Origin of the sequence: Achromobacter sp. UBA4530, assembly GCF_002388205.1 — a bacterium.
GTDB lineage: Bacteria > Pseudomonadota > Gammaproteobacteria > Burkholderiales > Burkholderiaceae_B > Achromobacter > Achromobacter animicus.
In genome coordinates, this window is record NZ_DGMA01000026.1 from 20854 (window position 1) to 39944 (window position 19091).

Genomic DNA, 19091 nt, shown 5'->3' on the forward strand with positions numbered 1-19091 from the left:
GTCTCACGATGGTGTGGACGGCGGGTGTCAGACACCAGCTCAGAACGATTCGTCGTCGCGCAGATAGCGCCATTGGCCCAGCGGCAGATCGCCCAGCGCAACGCGGCCGATGCGTACGCGTTTCAGGCCGATCACCTTCAGGCCCACCAGTTCGCACATGCGGCGGATCTGGCGTTTTTTGCCTTCGCGCAGCACGAATCGCAGTTGATCGTGGTTCTGCCAGCGCACCTGCGCGCGCTTGAGCGGTTTGCCGTCCAGCGATAGTCCGTGGTTCAACAGCGCCAGGCCGTTGTCGGACAGCTCGCCCTGAACGCGGACCAGATATTCCTTGTCGACCGTGGAGTCTTCGCCGATCAGCTGCTTGGCGACGCGGCCGTCCTGCGTGAGGACGAGGAGTCCTTGCGAATCGATGTCCAGGCGGCCAGCGACGGCCAGGCCTTCGAGGTGCGCGCGTTCGAACCGCTGCGGGGCGCGGTCGTTGGCGAAGCGGGAGCGGGAATCGATCAGGGCGACGGCCGGCGTGTAGCCTTTTTCCGCCTGGCCGGAGACATAGCCCACGGGCTTGTTGATGAGGATGGTGACGCGGGAAGTCTGGCGCGCATGCGCGGCGCGCTCCAGCGTGATTTCCTGGTCGGGATAGGCCCGCGCGCCCAATTCGGACACGACGACGCCGTCGACGCGGACCCAGCCGCGCTCGATATAGCTGTCCGCCTCGCGGCGTGAGCAGAGTCCGCGCTCGGACATGAGCTTGGAGATACGTACTTTTTCCATGGGCGGTATTGTATGCGGGTCGGCCGGTGCGGATCTCCAGTGCAGAGGACCAGTGCAGTCGGCCGGTGCGGCCGTCCAGCGCGGAACGGCCAGCGTCCCCTGCCCTGCGGCATTGCGACGCAGACGGCCTTCGGGCGGGGCTTGGCATAATACGCAGCCATGACGAAGCAACCCGCAGCCCATCGCCCCCCTCTCGCCGCTGGCTGGCTGGCGCAAGCCCCGGCCATTCTGTCCCCCGCCCAACGCCACTGGCTGTTCCGGCCGGGCGCGCTTACCGCTGGTCTCCGCCAGGTCGGCCAGGTGCGTCTGCGGGTGTTGGCCGAGTACGCCGACGGCGCGCCGGCTGACGAGGCGCGTGCGATGCGCATTGCGCCGGGCTCTCCGGTGTGGATCCGCGAGGTGTTGATGTCCGTGAACGGCGTGGACAGCGTGCCGGCGCGCAGCCTGACGCCGCTGACCGCGTCGCACGGCGCCTGGCAAGGGATGCGGCGCCTGTTGACCCGGCCGCTGGCCGACATGCTGTATCACGACAGCACGGTCATCCGATCACCCTTCGCATGCCGCCGCCTGGCCTCGCCCGTGCCGTTTCATGCCACCGCCTCGGACGTTCTTCCGCCGGAGGCACGCGCGCTGCAGGCCGGCCGGATCTGGGCGCGGCGCTCGGTGTTCTGGCGCCAGGGCCAGCCGCTGCTCGTGGCCGAGTGCTTCCTGCCGGACTTCTGGGATTTGATCGCCGGCCAGCCCGTGCCGCCGCTCGTGCCGCACCAGCGCACGCCGCGTTAAGGCGGGCTTGCTGAATTCGGGCCGTTGCGTAGACGTTCAGTCCACGCGGCGACCCGCTACTGCCGCACCCGCTCGCACCGTCCCGATACCGGAATCCTGCCCCGGCAGCCAGCGGGTTCAGCCCTCGTACCGCCGCCCCTGCTCCAGCAGTTCCGGCGTGCCGATCACGTCATTCAATCCATCGAAATCCAGCATCCTGTCCTTCCACGGCCCCGTCGTGCCGTGCTCGCGCAGGCTGCCGTAGTAGCCCTGCAGCGTGTGCGCGACCGCGCGCGCCGTGCCGCCCGGGAAGATGACGATGCGAAATCCCGCTGCGGCGAGCGCGCCCGCGTCCTGCACCGGGGTCTTGCCGCCCTCCACCATGTTCGCCAGCAGCGGCACACGCGCTGCGAAGCGGTCGCACGCGGCGCGCATCTGTTCCGGCGTGCGCAGCGCCTCGATGAAGAGCGCGTCCGCGCCGGCTTCAAGATAGGCTTCGGCGCGGTCCAGCGCCGCGTCCAGGCCTTCGGAGGCCAGCGCATCCGTGCGCGCCAGGATCAGCGTGGATGCGTTGACCCGCGCATCAACGGCGGCGCGCAGCTTGCCGCACATCTCAGCGGCGGGAATCACGCTCTTGCCGTCCAGGTGGCCGCAGCGCTTGGGAAAGGTCTGGTCCTCAAGCTGGATCATCGCGGCGCCCGCGCGCTCGAAGCCACGCACGGTGCGCTGGGTGTTCAGCGCGTTGCCGAAGCCCGTGTCCGCGTCCACGATCACCGCGGCCGACACGCGTTCGGCGATACGGGCTAGCGTGTCTTCGACTTCGGTATAGGTGGTCAGACCGATGTCCGAGCGGCCGAGCCGCGTGTAGGCGATGGACGCGCCCGACAGGTACAGCGCGGTAAAGCCCGCCTGCTCGGCCACCAGCGCCGACAAAGCGTCGTAGACGCCGGGGGCCAGCACCGTGCCGGCCGCCAATTGCGCTTTCAGGTTCTGTGTTTGCATCTTGGGTTTCCTAATCCAGGCGGCGCCCGAGCAGCGCCGCCGCGGTGTCCGCGGCGATATGGCCGCCGGCTACCGCGCTGAGCAAGCCGTTGCCGGACAGATAGCCCGACACGTCGTTGCCCGATACGCCGCGGGCGGCCCCGCCCGCAGCCAGCAGGTTGGGCAGCGCCCGGCCTGCGTTGTCCAGGACGCGGCATTGCGCGTCGATGTCCAGTCCGCCTTGCGTGTGAAAGAGCGCGCCCGTCACCTTGATCGCGTGGTACGGCGCCTGCAGCGTGCGCTCGAAGCGTCGTCCCAGCGGGTCCGGCGCGCCGGGCCGGACCGCGTCCAGCGTCTGGCCCAGCACGTCCGGATCGCAACCGATCAGCGCGGCCAGCGCCGCCACTTCGCCGCACGTCTTCAATGCCTGGCCTTGCTCGGCCTGCACGAAGTCGGGAAAGCCGCGCGCCAGGGCGAGTGTGCGGTCGTCAAAGACATTCCAGGCCACCGAATCCGGCTGCGCCAGCACGTGGACCGCGGCCTCGGAATAACCGTGCGTCTCGTCGTGAAAGCGGCGGCCCTCGCGATTGATCTGCACGCCGCCGTCCATCATCACCGCCCAGGAAATCAGCGCGCCCTGCGGCGTGGCCCAGGAGCCGTGGCCCTGGTAGCCGCCCAGGTCCGCAAGGCGCGCGCCCAGTTGCGTGCCCCACTGGATGGCGCTGCCGTCGTTGCCGACGTGGCCGCCATAGACGGCCTCGCGCATCGCGGGCAGGTACTCGCCGACCATCGCGGCGTTGCCGCCAAAGCCGTTGCAGGCCAGCAGCAGGACATCGCAGCCGATCACGTCGACCGAGCCGTCCGGGCGTTCGCAGCCGACGGCGGTCACGCGGCCGGCGTCGTCCGTCCAGATCTCGCGCGCCAGCGCGCGGGTCAGCAGATAGGCGCCGGCCTCGGTGGCGGCGCGTTCCAGGGCCGCGACCAGCGCCGCGCCGGTGCGCTCGGGCAGCGTGTGCATGCGCCGCGCGGTGTGGCCGGGGTACAGGAACCCGTCCAGCACTTCGAAACGCAGGCCGTGCGCGGCAAGCCCGTCCATGGCCGCGGCGGCCGCGCCGGCGTAGGCAGCCACCAATTCAGGTGAGGCCGTCCCGTGCGCCTTGGCCTGGATGTCGGCGGCAAAGCGCGCCGCGTCATCCTCGATGCCCGCTGCCCGCTGCACGGCAGAACCGGCCGCGGGAATGAAGCCCGACGACAGCGCAGTGGATCCGCTGGGCACGGCATCGCGTTCGATCAGCACCGTCTCGATCCCGGCGCTGGCCAGGCGCAGCGCGGCGGTCAGGCCGCAGGCGCCCGCGCCGATGATCGCGACCGGCACGTGCATGGCGTCTGCGCCGGGCGCAACGTCCCGTCTGACGATTGGCGCACTCACGACTTCAGCCTGTCCAGCACGTCCTGGCACGTCACCACGTCGGCCACCGTGCGCAGATCCGCCAGCGCAGCTTCGTGCATCGCAGGCGTGGGCGCGGCGCAGCCGTCGGCCAGCACCGTCACGTGATAGTCGCGCATGTGGGCGTCGCGCACCGTGCTGGCAACGCCGCCGTTGGTGACGATGCCCGCCACCACCACGCTGGAAATGTCCGCGCGCCGCAGCACCCAGTCCAGCTGCGTGTTGAAGAAGGCCGAATACGCGACCTTCCAGACCGACACGTCGACCAGCCCGTCCAGCTCGGCCACGTTGGCCTGCCCTGTTGAACCGGCCACGAAGTCGCCGCGGCGCAGGAACGGGCGCAATTGCTTGAGATGCGGCGAGATCATGGGCTCGCCGTGCGCGTCGGGCCACAGCGTGAACTGGCTGGCGGCCACGAAGCCGCCCTGCCCTTTCAGCGCGCGGGCCACGGGCGCCACGCGCGCCGGCAAGGCTCTGGCCTGCGGGCTGACCGCGCCGCCGCGGTCATAGGCGCCGCCCGGCGCCAGGAAGTCGTTCTGCAGGTCGATGATGACCAGCGCGGTCGTGCGGGGATCGAAGGCGTGCATGGCGGGTTCCTACGATGCGGTGCGGGCGATGAGCATGTTGCCCAGGGAATCGACGCGGCCCGCGAAGCCAGGCTCGATCCAGATGGTGGTGTCCGGCTGCTCGAGGATGGCGGGTCCCGCCACCTCGGCGCCGACCGGCAGGTCCAGGCGCGCGTAGCGCACGGCGTCGTGCCATTGCCCGGCGTGAAACACCCGCTGGGTGCCCAGCGCATCGGGCATGGCCGTACTGGTCGGCGCCAGCAAGGCCAGATCGAACTTGGGGCGCTGGCCGATGCGGGCATAGCGCAGATTCAGGATGCGGACCGGAATGCCGGTCAGGCTGCGGCCGAAGGCGGCCTGGTAGGCACGGTCGAATGCGGCGGCGATGCCGTCGCGGGTGAGGTCCGCGCGGCCCACTTCCACGCGCACGGTGTGGCTCTGGCCTACATACAGCATGTCGAGTTCAATACTTTCGCGGATGCCCTCGAAGGACACGCCCGCCGAATCCAGACGCGCCTGGCACGCGTCCGCAAGCTCGTCGATGCGGGCCAGCAGATCGGCAGCATCCAGCGCGTTCAGCGCTACGTTCAGGGTCTGGACGCCGTCGTGGCGCATGTCGGCCATGACGCAGCCCAGCGCCGAGGTCACGCCCGGATAGCGCGGAACGATCCCGTGGGCGGCGTCCACCTCGTTCATCATGGCGCACACATGCAGCGCGCCGCCGCCGCCGAACGGCATGTAGGCGAACTTGCGCGGGTCGTGGCCGCGTTCGATGGAGACGACGCGGATCGCGCCCGCCATCTTGGCGTTGGCCACGGTCAGGATGGCCTCCGCCGCGGCGTGGACGTCCAAGCCCAGCGGGCGCGCGACGTGCTCGTCAATGGCGGCGCGCGCCAGCTCGACGTCCATCTTGGCCAGGAGGCCGCCACCCAGCGGACGTTCCGCGGCGATGCGGCCCAGCAGCACATTGGCGTCGGTAACCGTGGGGCGGGTGTTGCCGCGGCCGTAGCAGGCCGGGCCGGGAATGCTGCCCGCGGATTCGGGGCCGACCTGCAGCAGGCCGCCGGCGTCCACGCTGGCGATCGAGCCGCCGCCCGCGCCGATGGTTTCGATCTGGATCATCGGGGCGCGCACGACCATGCCGAAGTCGATGGCAGTCTGCGCCGACAGCGAGGCCTCGCCCTCGGCCACCAGCGACACGTCGAACGAGGTGCCGCCCATGTCGCCCGTGACCACGTTGGGAAAGCCCGCGGCGCGCGCGATGGCCGCGCAGGCGATGACGCCGGCCGCCGGACCGGACAACGCCGTGCGCACGGGCACGTCGCACGCCGTCTGGCGCGACATGACGCCGCCATTGCTCTGCACCACCAGCAGCTCGCCTTCGAAGCCGTGCTGCTGCAGGTCCGATTCCAATCGCGTCAGGTAGCTGCCCACCACGGGCTGCAGCGCCGCGTTCAGCACGGCCGTCGAGCAGCGCTCGAATTCGCGGATCTCGGGCAGCACCTCGGTCGCGGCGGTGACGTTGCCGTTGGGCCAGATGGACCGCACGCGAGCCGCGGCCTGGGCCTCATTCACCGGATTGGCATAGGCATTGACGAAGAAGACGCAGACCGCGTCGCAGCCCGCCTCCAGCAGCGCGCGCGCCGCGGCCTCGACCTGGTCCAGATCGACGGGCGTGTGCAGCGCGCCGTCGGCCAGCACGCGCTCGCGCACTTCCAGCCGCAGGTCGCGCGGCACCACGGGTTCATAGTTGCCGCGCAGGCCCCACGTTTGTGGACGGTCGCGCCGGCGCATTTCCAGCACGTCGCGAAAACCTTCGGTCGTGATGATGCCGGTGCGCGCCACCTTGCGCTCGAGCAGCGCATTGGTGCCCACCGTGGTGCCATGCACGATGGTCGCAATGTCGCCCGCGCCGTCCGCCACCCGTGCAATGCCGTTCATGAAGCCGCGCGCTTCCTCGCCGCGGGTCGACGGCACCTTGACCACGCGGGCGCTGCCGCCCGCCTCGTCCAGCACGAACAGATCCGTGAACGTGCCGCCCACGTCCACGCCCACCACCAAACCTTGCGCCGCGCTCATGCCGACTGCTCCTTCTGAATGTCGCTCACATAGCCCATCTTGCGATCGTGCTCGCGCGCCGCAGGATCGCGCCGCGCGGGCTCGCCGTAGCCGCCTCCGCCCGGCGTTTCCAGACGCACGCGATCACCGCGCTGCAACCGGATGCCCAGCATCTTCGAACTCATGGGCGGGGACTGCCACTGGCCGTCCTGCTGATAGCGGAAGACGTTGAGCGCTGCCTGGCCGCCGCCCGCTATGCCCTTGGGCGCGCTACGGCCGCGTTCGCCGAAGATGAAGGCTTCGGCGCTGTCTTCCAGCAATTCGATTTCATAGATGGCGCCCAGGCCGCCCCGGTGCGCGCCGTCGCCCGCCGAGTCCGGCCGCAGCGCCCATTGCGTGAAACGCACGGGATACGCCGCTTCCAGGATTTCCAGCGGCGGAATGGTGGCGGTGGAGATCGGCGCGTTGCCGTGGCTCAGGCCGTCGCCATCCGAATGGCCGCCGTGACCGCCGCCGAAGAAGCTGAACATGACCCAGCGCTGGCCCTTGCGGGCGGCGTCGCTGCGGTAGCCGGCGATCGACAGCGCGTTGATCGTGCCGTAGGCCTGCGCCATGGCGCGGTCTGGCGCGGCCTGGGCCATGGCGCAGAAGATCACGTCGATCATGCGCAGAATGGTTTCGGTGTAGCCGCCCACGGGACGCGGGCGGTCGGCCGAAATCACCAGGCCGTCTGGCAGCGTCACGTCCACCGCGTCCAGCACCCCGGCGTTGGCCGGCACGTCCGGGAACAGGTGTTTAAGCGCCACGTAGCAGGCCGCGATGGCCGTGGCGCGCGAGATGTTGACCGGACCCGCGCACGCCGGCGACGTGCCGGTGAAGTCCAGCCCCAGCCGGTCGCCGGCGATGGTGAGCTTGAGCGCGATACGCAGCGGCGCGTCGCGCACGCCGTCGTTGTCCAGCATGTCCTCAAAGGCGTATGCGCCATCCGGCAGGCGGGCGATGTGGTCGCGCATCAGGCGGCGCGCGCGTTCCCGCAGCGTGTCAAGCGATTCCAGCACCGTGGCGTCGCCGTATTCATCCAGCAAACCGTCCAGACGCCGCGCGCCCAGTTCCAGCGCGGCCAGCTGGCCGTTCAGGTCGCCCCACAGGCTGTCGGGCAGACGGGTATTGGCCTTCAGGATGGCCAGCACGTCCTGGTCCAGCACACCGGCGCGCACGATGCGCACGGGCGGAATCTGCACCGCTTCCTGCCAGCATTCGGTGGCGGCCGGGTTGTAGTTGCCGGGCACCGCGCCGCCCACGTCGTGCCAGTGGGCGGCCGACGCCAGGAAGCAGAAGAGCTTGCCGCCGCGGAACACCGGCTTGACCAGCTTGAAGTCGTTGGCGTGCGTGCCGCCCTCGTACGGGTCGTTGAACAGCCACACGTCGCCGTCCGTCATGCCGCCGCGCTCGGCCGCGGTCTTGGCCGCCGCCTTCACCGCGAACGCCATCGCGCCCACGAAGACGGGCAAGCCCGACTTGCCCTGGATCAGCGTGGCGCCGGTGGCGGCGTCGTACATGCCGTGGCAGGCGTCATGAGCCTCGGCAATGATGGGATTGAACGCGCTGCGGTACAGCGTCGCGTCCATTTCGTCGGCGATCTGTTCCAGGCGGCCCTTCAGGACCGCCAGGGTAACGGGGTCAAGCATGATGTTGTTCCTAAGAGGTTTGACGCTGTTTCAGCAGATTCAGCAGTCCGCCGGCCTGCACCATGTCAAGCAGAAAGCCGGGCACGGTCTCGCAGTGCAATTCGGCGGGCGTGCCCCTGGGGCGGCCAATGCGTCCGGCGACGGGGTCGAATGTGATGCCCTCGCCCTCGGCCAGGGTCTCGGCCTGGCTGCACGTCAGCAGCAACAGTCCGACATTGAAGGCGTTGCGGAAGTACAGGCCGTTGAAGGACGGCGCAATCACCGCGGCCACGCCCAGGCGCACCAGGGCGGCCGCGGCCTGCTCGCGCGACGAGCCGATACCGAAGTTGGGGCCGGCCACCAGCACATCGCCCGGCTGCACCTGCCCGGCAAAGTCCGGACGGACGCGTTGCAGGCAGTGGCGCGCGATTTCGTCGATGCCGAACTTCATGTAGGCGCCGGGCGCGAGCGCATCGGTGTCGATGTCCGCGCCCACGCGCCAGACGCGGTGCGTCGTGGTGTCTGCATTCATGCCAGGAACTCCCGGGGGTCGGCCACGCGCCCCACCACGGCCGAGGCCGCCACCGTGTAGGGCGAGGCCAGGTAGACCTGCGCGGTCTCCGACCCCATGCGGCCCTTGAAATTGCGCGCGGTGGTGGCGATGACGCTGGCGCCGTCCGGAATGGACCCGCCATAGCCCGCACAGGCGCCGCACGACGTGGCCAACACCTGGGCGCCGGCGTCGCGCAGCACCTGCATGACGCCTTCGCGGTCGGCCTGATCCTGGTCCTGCCGGCTGGCCGGCGCGACCATCAGCTGCATGCCGTCCGCCAGACGGCGACCGCGCAGGACGGTGGCCGCGGCGCGCAGGTCTTCCAGCTTGGCGCCGGTGCATGCGCCGATGTAGGCCACCTGCACCGGCACGTCGCTATAGGTGTCCACGCCGCGCGCGTTGGCCGGGCTGTGCGGCGCGGCAACCTGCGGGGCCAGCGCGGCGGCATCGAACTCGTGCCACTCGGCACCGGCGTCGCGGTCGCTCTGCCAGCGGGCCAGATCCAGTTCCTCGGTCACGCCCGCCTCCCGCAGCCAGGCTGCGGTGGTCTCGTCCGGCGCGATGAGCCCCACTTGCGAACCCAGTTCCGCGCTCATGTTCGACAGCGTCATGCGCTCCTGCATGGACAGCGCGCGAACGGCCTCGCCGCAGAACTCCACCGCCTGGTAGCGTCCGCCGTTCATGCCGTAGCGGCCGATCATGTGCAGCATCATGTCCTTGGCCGTGACGCCGGCGGCCAGCTGGCCGCGCCAATGCATCATCAGCGTCTTGGGCACCTTGACCCAGATCTGGCCAGTGACCGCCACGCCCAGCATCTCGGTGCTGCCGATGCCGAACATGTAGGCCCCGAACGCGCCGCCGGTGGGCGAATGCGAATCGCCGCCCACGCAGAACATGCCGGGCCGGATGTGTCCGTGCTGCGGCACCACCACGTGGCAGATGCCGACGGAGTCATACACGTTGGGCAGTTGCTGCTCCGCGGCCCAGTCGCGTGCAATGCGCACGATGCGGCGCGATTCGTCGTCGGATTCCGGCACGTAGTGGTCAATGACCAGCACGATCCGCGACGGATCCCACAGCGTGGCGCCCAGCTCTTCCAGCATGGGCTTCAAGCGCCGCGGGCCGCTGGAATCGTGGAACATCGCCAGATCAACCGCACAGGTCACGATTTCGCCCTCAGCCACCGTCTCACGCCCGCAGGCGGCGGCGATCAGCTTCTGGGCCAGGGTTTGAGGCTGGGCCATGATTACATCCCCAGATAGGCGCGGCGCACGTCGTCGCTGGCCAGCAGGTCGGGACAGCTGCCGCTGTACCGCACGGCGCCGTTTTCCAGGACATAGGCCCGCTGTCCCGTTTCCAGGGACTGACCCACGTTCTGCTCGACCAGCAGAATCGCCAGTCCGTCGCCGTGCAACCGCTTGATGAGGCCGAACAATTCCTCGACCATCAGCGGCGACAGGCCAAGCGAGGGTTCGTCGAGGATCAACAGGCGCGGCTCGGCCATGAGGCCGCGGCCGATTGCCAGCATTTGCTGTTCCCCGCCCGACATCGTGCCGGCCAACTGGTCCAGGCGCTCCCGCAGGCGCGGGAAAATGTCGAGCACCTTGTCCAGATTCTGCGCGCGGCGTTCGCGCGCCCGGGTGAAGGAGCCCAGCTCCAGGTTTTCGCGCACGCTCAGGTTCGGGAAAACGCGGCGGCCCTCGGGCACCTGGATCAGGCCGGCCTGCACCACCTGCCGGTAGTGGCGGCCGGTCAGATCCTGGCCCTCGAACCGCACCGTACCGCCCCACGGCCTGCACAGGCCGCATACCGTGTTATTCAGCGTGGATTTGCCCGCGCCATTGCTGCCCAGCAGCACCACGATCTCGCCCGCCTGCACGTCCAGGTCCACGCCGCGCAGCACTTCCATGCGACCGTAGCCCGCCCGCAGGCCCTTGACCTCCAGCAGCGCGCTCATGCCGGGGCTCCCTGCGCGGCCAGCCGGGCCGCCGCGCCGTGGCCCAGATAGGCCTCGACCACCTTGGGATCGCGCGTGACCTCGCCGGGTGTGCCCGCCGCGATCAACCGGCCCTGCGCCAGGACCCACACGTGCTCGGCCAGGCTCATCACGGCGCGCATCACGTGTTCGATCATCAGTACGGTGACGCCATCGTCCACCAGTTTCTTCACCACCGGAATCATCTCGTCGATCTCACTGGGATTCAGGCCCGCCAGCACCTCGTCCAGCAGCAAGAGGCGCGGCCGGGTGGCCAGCGCGCGCGCCAGTTCCAGGCGCTTGCGTCCGGCCACCGTCAGGTCGGCCGCCGGCTTGTCCAGCGAGGCCTGCAGGTTGACGCGCGCGGCCACGGCCTCGGCTGCGGCCAGCGCCTCGTCGCGATCCGCCAGGCGCAGATGCGCGCCCACGGCGATGTTCTGGCGCACCGTCTGCGCGCCGAACGGCTGCACGATCTGGAAAGTGCGGGTCAGGCCAAGCCGCGCGGATTCGTGCGGCGCTTGGCCCGTGATGTCCTGTCCAGCAAAGTGCACGGAACCGGAACCAGGTTTCAGAAAACCCGACAGCAAGCCAAACAGCGTGGTCTTGCCCGCGCCATTGGGACCCACCAGGGCGGTAAGCGAACCTTGCGGCACGTCCAGGCTGACGTCCTGCACGGCCTTCAGGCCGCCGAAGGTGATGGACAGATTGCGCGCTTGCAGCAGGATCTCAGACACGGGCGCGCTCCTTCATTTTGAACAGGCGACCCAGCGACTGACCGCCGCCGGTGATGCCGCGCGGCATGAACATGACGATCAGGATCAGCACCACGCCGTAGATGACCATGCTGATGCCAGGCAGCTCGCCGAACAGGTTGCGGGTCAGGTCGGCCAGCGCATGCAGCGTCACCGCGCCCAGCAATGGGCCCCACAGCGTGCCCATGCCCCCGACGATGGCGCCGACCAGCGCCTCCACCGACACGGCCGAGCCGAAAGCAATGCCCGGATCGATGTATTGGAAGACCTGCACGTAGAAGGCGCCGGCCACGCTCATGAAGGCCGCCGACAGCGCGATGCCGCCCAGCTTCACGCGCAGCGGATTCACGCCGATGGCGCGCGCCGCGTCCTCGTTGTCGCGCACGGCCTGCAAGTAGGCGCCGAAGCGTGAATGGCGCAGCCACGCGGTCACCAGCAGCGCCAGCAGCACGAAGGCGAGCAGCAGATAGATGTAGCCGCGGCGCGAACCGAACTGCATGTTGGCCACGCCTTCCTGCAGCGGCACCATCAGTCCCACGCCGCCGCCCGTGAACGACGCCGACAGCGCCAGAATGCGGAAGACTTCAGCGAATGCCAGCGTGACCAGCGCGAAGTACGAGCCCTTCAGCCCGTAACGGAACGTCAGCCCGCCCACCGCCACGCCGACCAGCGCGCCCAGCGCGATGGCCCCGGGCAGCACCAGCCACGGATTCAGGCCCAGGTTGAGCTGGCCCAGCGCCTGCGCATACGCGCCGACACCGAAGAACAGCGCATGGCCGAACGACAACTGACCGCCATACCCGCCCAGAATGTTCCAGGCCTGCGACAGCAGGGCCGCGTACAGCGACATCATCACGAACGTCAGCAGCACGCCCGATTGGGACAGCGCGGCCACGGCCACCAGCACCACCCCGAACAGCGCGATTGCGCAAAGATCCCGTTTCATCGTCAGCCCCTCGCCCCGAACAGCCCCTGCGGGCGAAACAGCAGCACCGCGATGAAGATCGCGAAGATGCCCATCTGGCCCAGCGAGTCGCCCAGGAACAGGCCTCCGATGGACTCCACCACGCCGATCAGCAGTCCGCCCACCAGCGCCCCCACGAAACTGCCCATGCCGCCCAGCACCACGATGGTGAAGGCGACCAGCACGAAGCCGCTGCCCACCTGCGGATTGACGTAGTAAGCGGGCAAGAGGAAACACGCCGCCGCGCCCAGGCACGCCATGCCGATGCCGAACGACAGGGCGTAGACCTTTTCAACGTCGATGCCCATGAGCTTGGCGCCCTGCTTTTCCCGGGCGACGGCGCGGATCGCGCGGCCCAGGTCGGTGCTGCGGATGATCCAGAACAGCACCGCCGCCACCGCCAGCGCGCCGCAGAACGCGATGACCTTGGGCAGCGCAATCATGGCCGGGCCAATCTCTACCGTGGACAGCGTGTACGCCGTGTCGATGCTGCGCGTGTCGGACTTGAACCAGACCAGCGCCAGGTTCTCCAGCACGATCGCCAGGCCCAGCGTGACCAGCAGGATGTTCTCGTCCTTGCCGTGGCTGGCGCGATTGATGACGAGGCGCTGCAAGGCGTAGCCCAGCACGAACATGCCGGCCACCACCAGCGGCAAGGCGGCGTAGGGGTCGATGCCCAGCCGGTCCTTGAGCAGGTAGACGGCGTACAGCGCCACCATGAGCGCCGCGCCGTGGGCGAAGTTGATGATGTGCAGCACCCCGTAGATCAGGGTCAGGCCCAGCGCGATGAGCGCGTAGACCGCGCCCGTCGTCAGGCCGTTCAGCACCGAGGAAAAGAGGATGGCGGGATCGAGCATGGGTCTGGTCAGGCCTTCAGCGGAAACACGGCGTCGGCCTGGCGGTATTCGGCCGGGAAGATCACCTTGATGTCGCCCCCGATCACCTGCGTCAGCAGCGGCTGCGCGCCGGTGTTCTGGCCGTTGACGAACTTGGTCGGGCCGTAGGGCATCAGGTTGTCCTGGAAGGTGCTGGCCGCCAGCGCGTCGATGATCGCGGCGCGGTCGGCGGACTTGGCGCGTTCCAGCGCGTCGGCCAGCAGCAGCATCGCGGTGTAGGTCATGAAGACCTCGTAGCTGAAGTACGCGCCCTTCTCTTCCACGCGGGCCTTCAGAGGCGCAACGCGCGCGTCCTTGGGGTTGAACCAGTGGTTGCAGTCGATGATGCCGTTGGCGATGTCCGGGAATTCCTTCAGGAACTTGTAGCTGGATGCCGCCCCGCCCAGCACGGAGTAGATGGCCTTGGGCTGCACCTTCTGCTGCTTCATCGCGCGCAGCAGCAAGGCGTATTCGTTGTAGTAGTTGGCCGGAATCACGATGTCCGGGTTCACCGAGCGCATGCGCAGCACGATGTTGTTGAAGTCGCGCGTGGGGTTCGGGTGCTTGACGATCTCTTTGACCTCGAAGCCGTGCTGCGGCAGCGACTTGGCCAGCAGCGCCGCCGTGCCCGTGCCGAACAGCGAGTCCTCGTGCACGATCATGACGGTCTTGGCCGGCTTGCCGGCGGCGTCGTTCAGCGCGGCCAGGTCCAGGATGGCGCGTTCGCTACAGGCGCGATACCCCGGGCCAAAGCGGAACGTGTTCTTCAAGCCGCGCTCGACGATCTGGTCGGCCACGCCCACGTCCACCACATGCGGCAGGTTGTACTTGGCGGCCGTCTGCGTGGTCGCCAGGCAGATCGCCGATGCATACGCGCCCACGATGGCCGACACGCCTGCCTCGTTCATCTTCTCGACTTCGGCCGAACCCGCCTCGGGACGCGACTGCGCATCGCCCAGCACCGCCTGCAGCGGCGCGCCGCCCATCGACTTGATACCGCCCGCCTTGTTGATGTCCTCGATGCCCAGCAGCGCGCCCAGGCGGCATTGCTGGCCCGAATACGCCAGCGCGCCGGTCACCGGGTGCAGCACGCCGACCTTGATGGGCGCGGCGCCCTGCGATCGGGCCACCCACGGGGCGGACACGAGGGCCGCGGCGGCGGCGGATTGGTAGAGGAAAGTGCGGCGCGAATTCATGGGGCGAATCTCCGAAGGGTTCAATGGAATTGGGCCGACAGTTCTTCGCTGACCCAGACCTTGGCGTCGATGCTGCCGACGCGCGATAGCTGCAACTGATATTGGTAGCGATCGGGCCGGTACAGGCCCTGCAGCAATTGCACGGGCCGGTCGCCGACATCGCGCACCAGGCGCGTGACGGCCAGCAAGGCCGAGCCCACCGACACGTCCAGATGGCGCGCGACCTGCGCATCTGCCAGGCGTGCGGAAATGGTCTGCGTGGCGCCGCCGAACTCCACGCCGGCCGCTTCCAGCAGCATCAGCAGCGGCTCGCGCTCGAGGTCTTCACGCGTGAAATCGGCCACGGACTGCGGCACGTAGGTGGTGATGTGGGACAGCGGCCCCGCGTCGGTGCTGCGCACCCGCAGGCTCTTGTGCACGGGCGTGCCGGACGGAATGTGCAGCGCCTCGGCCACCGTGGGCGGCGCAAACACCAGCGTGCTGTCCAGCACCTGCACGGACGTGCGCAGGCCCATGTTGACGATGTTTTCCAGAAGGCCGGTCAGGTGCGCCTTCTGTTGCGCGCTGGGGGCCGCCGCGGCGTGGGCGCTGGGTGCGCCGCGCAGGGGCCAGGTGCCCAGGCCGGGCCGGCGCGTCACCAACCCGTCCGCGACCAGCATCTCCATTGCCTTGCGGATGGTGATGCGCGCCACGTCGAACTGGTCCGCCAGCGCATGCTCTCCGGGCACGCCATCCTGATCGAACCGCCCCTCCTGCAATTGCTCGCGCAGGACGAGATAGATCTGGTGGTACTTCGGAAGTGGTAATGAGGTTCCCATGACGGGAACTCTAGGGGTGTCCTAATGTACGGTCAATGGAACAAATGGCTGGACGGGTTGTTCTATCGGGAAAACACCGACTCGATCCGATTGCGTCCCCGCTGCTTGGCGTAATACAGCGCGCGGTCGCTGCGGCTGAGCGCCAGCTCGGCGTCGTCGTCCTTGGTGTGGAGGGCGGAAATACCGATGCTGACGGTCAGCGGAATGTGCCGCCCTTCCGACAGATAGGGCGTATCGGCGATGCGGCGCTGCACGTTGCGGGCAAAGACGCGGGCGCGTTCGATGTCGGTATCGGGCAGCACAACGGCGAATTCTTCTCCGCCGATGCGCCCCACCAGGTCGATCTCGCGCAACTGCGTGCGCAGCATGCTCGCAAAATGCTGCAGCACACCATCGCCGATGGCGTGGCCCCAGGTGTCGTTGATGTGCTTGAAATGATCCAGGTCGCACATCAGTACGGCCGATCCCAGCCCGCCGTGACCCTTGATCCGCGCCAGCTCCGCGGCGATGCGCGACATGAAATGGCGGCGGTTGGGCAGGGTTGTCAGCGCGTCGGTCGCGGCCAGCTCGCGCAGTTCGAGCTCGGCCCGCTTGCGGTCGGTGATGTCGGTGACGAAGCCGTGCCAGACCACGCCGCTGTCTGCGTCCCGCCTAGGACTCGCGTCGCCCTGCCGCCAGCGCACGCCCTGCAGCGGCAGGCACACGCGGAACTCCACATGCCAGGGGGTTCGCGCCGCCGCCGCGGCCTGCAGGGATGCGCGGTAGACAGGCAAGTCTTCCGGATGGATCCGCTGTTCGACGGCGGTCGTGCTGGCCCGCACGTCGTCTGCGGTGAGTTCGAACATGTCCCAGATGCCCGCGCTGACGTACGAGAAACGCGATCCGCCCTCGGGCAACGGCCGGCATTGAAAGACCAGACCGGGCACCGCGTCAGTCAGGTTGACGACAAGGTCTGCCGTGCGTTGGAGCCTTTCGGACATGGCGCGCACGGCGCTGATGTCGGTCGTGGTGCCCATCATGCGCAGCGCCCTGCCCGATTCGTCGCGGCTGACCACCTTGCCGCGGCTGCAGATCCATTTGTAGCTGCCATCCTTGCACCGGATGCGGTGTTCGACTTCGTAGCTGTCGGTCTTGCCGTCGAAGTGATCCTGCATCGCGGCCCGCACATAGACCAGGTCGTCCGGGTGCAAGCGGGTATAGGCGTCCTCGATGCGTGTGGTGAGTTCGGATTCGCCATAGCCCAGCAAAGCCTTCCAGCCGGGCGAATAAGTGATCTCCCCGGTCACCACATTGCGGTCCCACACCCCCGTACCGCTGCCCGCGATAGCCAGCGACAGCTTGCGGGCCTCATCGCGCCAGGTGTCTTCGTCGGCGCGTTCGCACGCCAGCGCGTGGCGCTTTTCGACGGCTGTGGCCGCCAGGCTGGCGAGATCCTGCAGAGCCTTGCAGTCTTCATCTGAGAATTCGCGCGCCTGCCCGTGCCCGAGACGGAAGACGCCGAGGAGGCGCCCATCTGCGGCGCGCACCGGAAGTTCGAACGACCACGAACTTCGGGCACCGGCGCAGGCCGGGCCGGCTGCCGCCTGCCACACGCCATCCGCATCGGTGCAAACAATGACGGCCAAATCCACGTCAAACATGCGGCAGGCCAGGCGCGCCAGCTTGTCCAGCGGGCCGTCCGGATCGCGATGCGCGACGCCGGCGGCATCGACCGGCGATGGGGTTGGGGACACATCACCGGTAGCGGGCATGTCAGAACCTGATCAATACGACATTCATCGGTACAGCCTGGCGCAACGTGGCTGACATTCTGTCACGGTTCGCACCAAAAATGCATCATTTCGGCAGATATGATCGCGGGCCTATGAGACCCCTTATTTCCGTAACGTTGCCGTGCTGGCGGCCTCGCTGGAAGGCCGCGCTGACGTATCCGCTATGGCTTGCCGCCGCAGCGGCGCTGATGGCTTTCCAGTCCGCCATCGCGGCTGCGCAGCCCTTCGATCGCCACGCGGAAAACGTGCGCTACCAGCAATGGCTGAGCGATTTCCGGGAAGATCTGCGCCGGCTGCGGCCATCGGCCGGTGGGCAGCCGGGGGACATCGACGCCCTGTTTGCCGGAACGGTCGTGCCCGGCTCGCGCGCCGCGGCGTTGCTGGAAAAACTGGCGGCAGCCCAGCCGGGCGGGACATCCGGCGAAATCCATTTCGTGGGCATCCGGCGCGTCTTCCTGGCCGCGCTGTCCGACGCCGTCGTGGCGGGCGACGGCGGGATCTATCCCGAAACGCAACCGGCGTTTCAGCACCCTGCGCTACGCGTGCGGTACGTACATGTGGACGGTGGCGGGCGCCTGGAACGCTACTTCAACGACCCCGAGGTCTTCAAGCCCTACCGGCTGCCGGCACCGGGCGTTTTCGCCCGCAACGCGTATCCGTTCCTGCTGTTCGAGGAACGCGATGGAAAACTGCGCCTGGGCGGCGTATCCAGGGAATTCTGGGATCTCGTGACATTCATGGACGCGCTGCAATATGCGTGATCGTCTTGGCCGCATCGCATTTGGCGCTGCGTTGGCCTCGGCCTCGGTCATGCAGGCCGACCCGGCCGTGGCGGCCTGCGGTCCTGCGGACGCAGGGTTTTCCGAATCCGGCGCTTTGACGGCGGTTCGCGTTTCCGTCGATGTGACGCAATCGCGCGTCCTGCTGGACCGTCAGGGCGAACGCGTCGCCACGCAGCCGCAACCGGTCTGGCTGACCGCGTCCGGCGATCCGCACCCGCGCACCTGGATGGACAAGGTGGACTGGACCGCCTATCGCGTGGGCGACGGCGAGGGTGCGGCCCACGCGCAACTGCTTTTCGACGCCGACGGCCGGCTTTGCCGGGTCCAGCACCTGGACCCGCGGGCTTTGGGGACGCCGACGGTATCCGGCGGCCATGCGTTCGAGTACGGCGCTGACGGGTCCCTGTTGCGCGTGGCCGAGTACACGCGCACGCAGGGCGCGGCCTACACGCTCGTCGGCCAGGTCTGCCTGCGGCGCGATGCGCACGGCGCGCTGCAGGCATTTATCGCCGGGCCCTGCAACGAGGCGTTGGACGCGGCCCCCGGGCGGCGCTACGTGCGCGATGCAGCCGGCAGGCTGCTGCGTGTCATCGACGCCGCCGCCAACGAATCCGTCGCGGTGCAAACCTATGATGAACAAGGCCGGCCCGCCGCGCGCTATGTGCGGCGGCAGTCTCCATTCACGTCGCCGGATGGCCACGACGATCCCGGGGCGTATGCGGAACCCGTGGCCCTGCGGGACCGTCTGCACGTGATCGAGCGCGACGCGCTGTCGCGGTTGTCGACCGACGTGGCCGGCAGTGCATGGCGCATCGTGCGCCTTCAGGAAGACATCGCTTTGGACGACGATGACATGGTGTCTTGGGATCCAGGCAGCCAGACGGTGCTGGCCGAGGGCGTGACCGGCGACCAGGGTCAATGTGCGCTCGATCCCGCCGCGCAGCAAAAGGTCTGGAAGGCCATGCAGGACGAGCCCGGGCGGATTCTCTGGTACACCGACCCGATGAGCCGGCTGGTCCTGGTGCCGGCCGTGCCGGCCGCGACGTGGCGGGCATGCACGGACCCCGCGAACGTGTCGCGGGACGCCTGCCTGTAAACCGCAGGCGCGGAGCGTCCGTCACGGAACGCTGGCCGCGCCTGCCTGGCGCCATC

Annotated in this window: 18 protein-coding genes; 3 read left to right on the forward strand and 15 right to left on the reverse strand. The window is 68.6% G+C overall.

The genetic code is table 11. The features are described 5' to 3' along the window. Nucleotides 1-39: 39 nt before the first annotated feature. Complete coding sequence (locus tag B2W22_RS19255; RefSeq protein ID WP_175126076.1) at nucleotides 40-771, reverse strand: pseudouridine synthase; 732 nt, start codon at nucleotides 769-771, stop codon at nucleotides 40-42. A gap of 159 nt (nucleotides 772-930) precedes the next feature. On the opposite strand from B2W22_RS19255, the gene B2W22_RS19260 reads away from it, so the two are divergent. Continuing rightward, nucleotides 931-1554, forward strand: a complete 624-nt coding sequence (locus tag B2W22_RS19260; RefSeq protein ID WP_175138961.1) for a chorismate--pyruvate lyase family protein — start codon at nucleotides 931-933, stop codon at nucleotides 1552-1554. A 117-nt stretch (nucleotides 1555-1671) separates the two neighbouring features. Here the strand turns inward: B2W22_RS19260 and B2W22_RS19265 are convergent, their stop codons facing one another. The 14 genes from B2W22_RS19265 to B2W22_RS19330 all read right to left on the reverse strand — a co-directional run bounded on the left by B2W22_RS19265 (nucleotide 1672) and on the right by B2W22_RS19330 (nucleotide 17136). Beyond that, on the reverse strand, nucleotides 1672-2535 hold the full coding sequence (locus tag B2W22_RS19265) for an isocitrate lyase/PEP mutase family protein (protein ID WP_218343511.1): 864 nt from the start codon (nucleotides 2533-2535) through the stop codon (nucleotides 1672-1674). A gap of 10 nt (nucleotides 2536-2545) precedes the next feature. Further along, the gene (locus B2W22_RS19270; protein WP_414631988.1) at nucleotides 2546-3895 is read right to left on the reverse strand and encodes an FAD-dependent oxidoreductase; all 1350 of its coding nucleotides are present in this window, start codon (nucleotides 3893-3895) and stop codon (nucleotides 2546-2548) included. A gap of 44 nt (nucleotides 3896-3939) precedes the next feature. Beyond that, a complete protein-coding gene (locus B2W22_RS19275; protein WP_286939241.1) occupies nucleotides 3940-4548 on the reverse strand; it encodes a cysteine hydrolase family protein in 609 nt (202 codons plus the stop codon). A gap of 9 nt (nucleotides 4549-4557) precedes the next feature. Then, nucleotides 4558-6606, reverse strand: a complete 2049-nt coding sequence (locus tag B2W22_RS19280) for a hydantoinase/oxoprolinase family protein (protein WP_286939243.1) — start codon at nucleotides 6604-6606, stop codon at nucleotides 4558-4560. Further along, entirely contained in the window at nucleotides 6603-8273 is a 1671-nt protein-coding gene (locus B2W22_RS19285; RefSeq protein ID WP_286939245.1) for a hydantoinase B/oxoprolinase family protein, read from the reverse strand. Before B2W22_RS19285 ends, B2W22_RS19280 begins: the two co-directional genes overlap by 4 nt. Before the next feature lie 10 nt (nucleotides 8274-8283). Then, nucleotides 8284-8784 carry a 3-isopropylmalate dehydratase gene (locus B2W22_RS19290; RefSeq protein WP_286939247.1) on the reverse strand — a complete coding sequence of 167 codons (501 nt, stop codon included), beginning with the start codon at nucleotides 8782-8784 and terminating at the stop codon, nucleotides 8284-8286. Beyond that, nucleotides 8781-10049 (reverse strand): 3-isopropylmalate dehydratase large subunit, encoded by a 1269-nt coding sequence (locus B2W22_RS19295; protein WP_286939249.1) that lies wholly within the window; start codon nucleotides 10047-10049, stop codon nucleotides 8781-8783. The genes B2W22_RS19290 and B2W22_RS19295 overlap by 4 nt, the downstream gene beginning before the upstream one ends. 2 nt (nucleotides 10050-10051) lie before the next feature. Then, on the reverse strand, nucleotides 10052-10762 hold the full coding sequence (locus tag B2W22_RS19300) for an ABC transporter ATP-binding protein (RefSeq protein ID WP_175126067.1): 711 nt from the start codon (nucleotides 10760-10762) through the stop codon (nucleotides 10052-10054). Then, nucleotides 10759-11514: an ABC transporter ATP-binding protein gene (locus tag B2W22_RS19305; RefSeq protein ID WP_056570099.1), complete on the reverse strand. Its 756-nt coding sequence runs from the start codon at nucleotides 11512-11514 to the stop codon at nucleotides 10759-10761. Before B2W22_RS19305 ends, B2W22_RS19300 begins: the two co-directional genes overlap by 4 nt. After that, nucleotides 11507-12478 (reverse strand): branched-chain amino acid ABC transporter permease, encoded by a 972-nt coding sequence (locus tag B2W22_RS19310; RefSeq protein ID WP_175126066.1) that lies wholly within the window; start codon nucleotides 12476-12478, stop codon nucleotides 11507-11509. Before B2W22_RS19310 ends, B2W22_RS19305 begins: the two co-directional genes overlap by 8 nt. A gap of 2 nt (nucleotides 12479-12480) precedes the next feature. Beyond that, nucleotides 12481-13353: a branched-chain amino acid ABC transporter permease gene (locus tag B2W22_RS19315; RefSeq protein ID WP_175138953.1), complete on the reverse strand. Its 873-nt coding sequence runs from the start codon at nucleotides 13351-13353 to the stop codon at nucleotides 12481-12483. Between the two features lie 8 nt (nucleotides 13354-13361). Next, nucleotides 13362-14567, reverse strand: a complete 1206-nt coding sequence (locus B2W22_RS19320; RefSeq protein WP_286939252.1) for an ABC transporter substrate-binding protein — start codon at nucleotides 14565-14567, stop codon at nucleotides 13362-13364. Nucleotides 14568-14587: 20 nt separating this feature from the next. Beyond that, the gene (locus tag B2W22_RS19325; RefSeq protein ID WP_175126063.1) at nucleotides 14588-15385 is read right to left on the reverse strand and encodes a GntR family transcriptional regulator; all 798 of its coding nucleotides are present in this window, start codon (nucleotides 15383-15385) and stop codon (nucleotides 14588-14590) included. A gap of 62 nt (nucleotides 15386-15447) precedes the next feature. Next, a complete protein-coding gene (locus B2W22_RS19330; protein ID WP_286939253.1) occupies nucleotides 15448-17136 on the reverse strand; it encodes a diguanylate cyclase in 1689 nt (562 codons plus the stop codon). Between the two features lie 113 nt (nucleotides 17137-17249). Here B2W22_RS19330 and B2W22_RS19335 point away from each other — a divergent pair, with 113 nt between their 5' ends. Both B2W22_RS19335 and B2W22_RS19340 read left to right on the forward strand, forming a co-directional pair. Further along, on the forward strand, nucleotides 17250-17918 hold the full coding sequence (locus B2W22_RS19335; RefSeq protein WP_286939255.1) for a hypothetical protein: 669 nt from the start codon (nucleotides 17250-17252) through the stop codon (nucleotides 17916-17918). Continuing rightward, nucleotides 17911-19035, forward strand: coding sequence for a hypothetical protein (locus B2W22_RS19340; protein WP_286939256.1), 1125 nt, complete (start codon nucleotides 17911-17913; stop codon nucleotides 19033-19035). The genes B2W22_RS19335 and B2W22_RS19340 overlap by 8 nt, the downstream gene beginning before the upstream one ends. The last annotated feature ends 56 nt before the right edge of the window (nucleotides 19036-19091 follow it).

Excerpts from the sequence above, each read along its gene's own strand:
- B2W22_RS19270 (WP_414631988.1), bottom strand. The coding sequence starts at position 3,895 with ATGCACGTGCCGGTCGCGATCATCGGCGCGGGCGCCTGCGGCCTGACC.
- B2W22_RS19285 (WP_286939245.1), bottom strand. The coding sequence starts at position 8,273 with ATGCTTGACCCCGTTACCCTGGCGGTCCTGAAGGGCCGCCTGGAACAG.
- B2W22_RS19280 (WP_286939243.1), bottom strand. The coding sequence starts at position 6,606 with ATGAGCGCGGCGCAAGGTTTGGTGGTGGGCGTGGACGTGGGCGGCACG.
- B2W22_RS19275 (WP_286939241.1), bottom strand. The coding sequence starts at position 4,548 with ATGCACGCCTTCGATCCCCGCACGACCGCGCTGGTCATCATCGACCTG.
- B2W22_RS19330 (WP_286939253.1), bottom strand. The coding sequence starts at position 17,136 with ATGCCCGCTACCGGTGATGTGTCCCCAACCCCATCGCCGGTCGATGCC.
- B2W22_RS19310 (WP_175126066.1), bottom strand. The coding sequence starts at position 12,478 with ATGAAACGGGATCTTTGCGCAATCGCGCTGTTCGGGGTGGTGCTGGTG.
- B2W22_RS19290 (WP_286939247.1), bottom strand. The coding sequence starts at position 8,784 with ATGAATGCAGACACCACGACGCACCGCGTCTGGCGCGTGGGCGCGGAC.
- B2W22_RS19335 (WP_286939255.1), top strand. The coding sequence starts at position 17,250 with ATGAGACCCCTTATTTCCGTAACGTTGCCGTGCTGGCGGCCTCGCTGG.
- B2W22_RS19255 (WP_175126076.1), bottom strand. The coding sequence starts at position 771 with ATGGAAAAAGTACGTATCTCCAAGCTCATGTCCGAGCGCGGACTCTGC.
- B2W22_RS19315 (WP_175138953.1), bottom strand. The coding sequence starts at position 13,353 with ATGCTCGATCCCGCCATCCTCTTTTCCTCGGTGCTGAACGGCCTGACG.
- B2W22_RS19295 (WP_286939249.1), bottom strand. The coding sequence starts at position 10,049 with ATGGCCCAGCCTCAAACCCTGGCCCAGAAGCTGATCGCCGCCGCCTGC.
- B2W22_RS19265 (WP_218343511.1), bottom strand. The coding sequence starts at position 2,535 with ATGCAAACACAGAACCTGAAAGCGCAATTGGCGGCCGGCACGGTGCTG.
- B2W22_RS19340 (WP_286939256.1), top strand. The coding sequence starts at position 17,911 with ATGCGTGATCGTCTTGGCCGCATCGCATTTGGCGCTGCGTTGGCCTCG.
- B2W22_RS19260 (WP_175138961.1), top strand. The coding sequence starts at position 931 with ATGACGAAGCAACCCGCAGCCCATCGCCCCCCTCTCGCCGCTGGCTGG.
- B2W22_RS19325 (WP_175126063.1), bottom strand. The coding sequence starts at position 15,385 with ATGGGAACCTCATTACCACTTCCGAAGTACCACCAGATCTATCTCGTC.
- B2W22_RS19320 (WP_286939252.1), bottom strand. The coding sequence starts at position 14,567 with ATGAATTCGCGCCGCACTTTCCTCTACCAATCCGCCGCCGCCGCGGCC.
- B2W22_RS19300 (WP_175126067.1), bottom strand. The coding sequence starts at position 10,762 with ATGAGCGCGCTGCTGGAGGTCAAGGGCCTGCGGGCGGGCTACGGTCGC.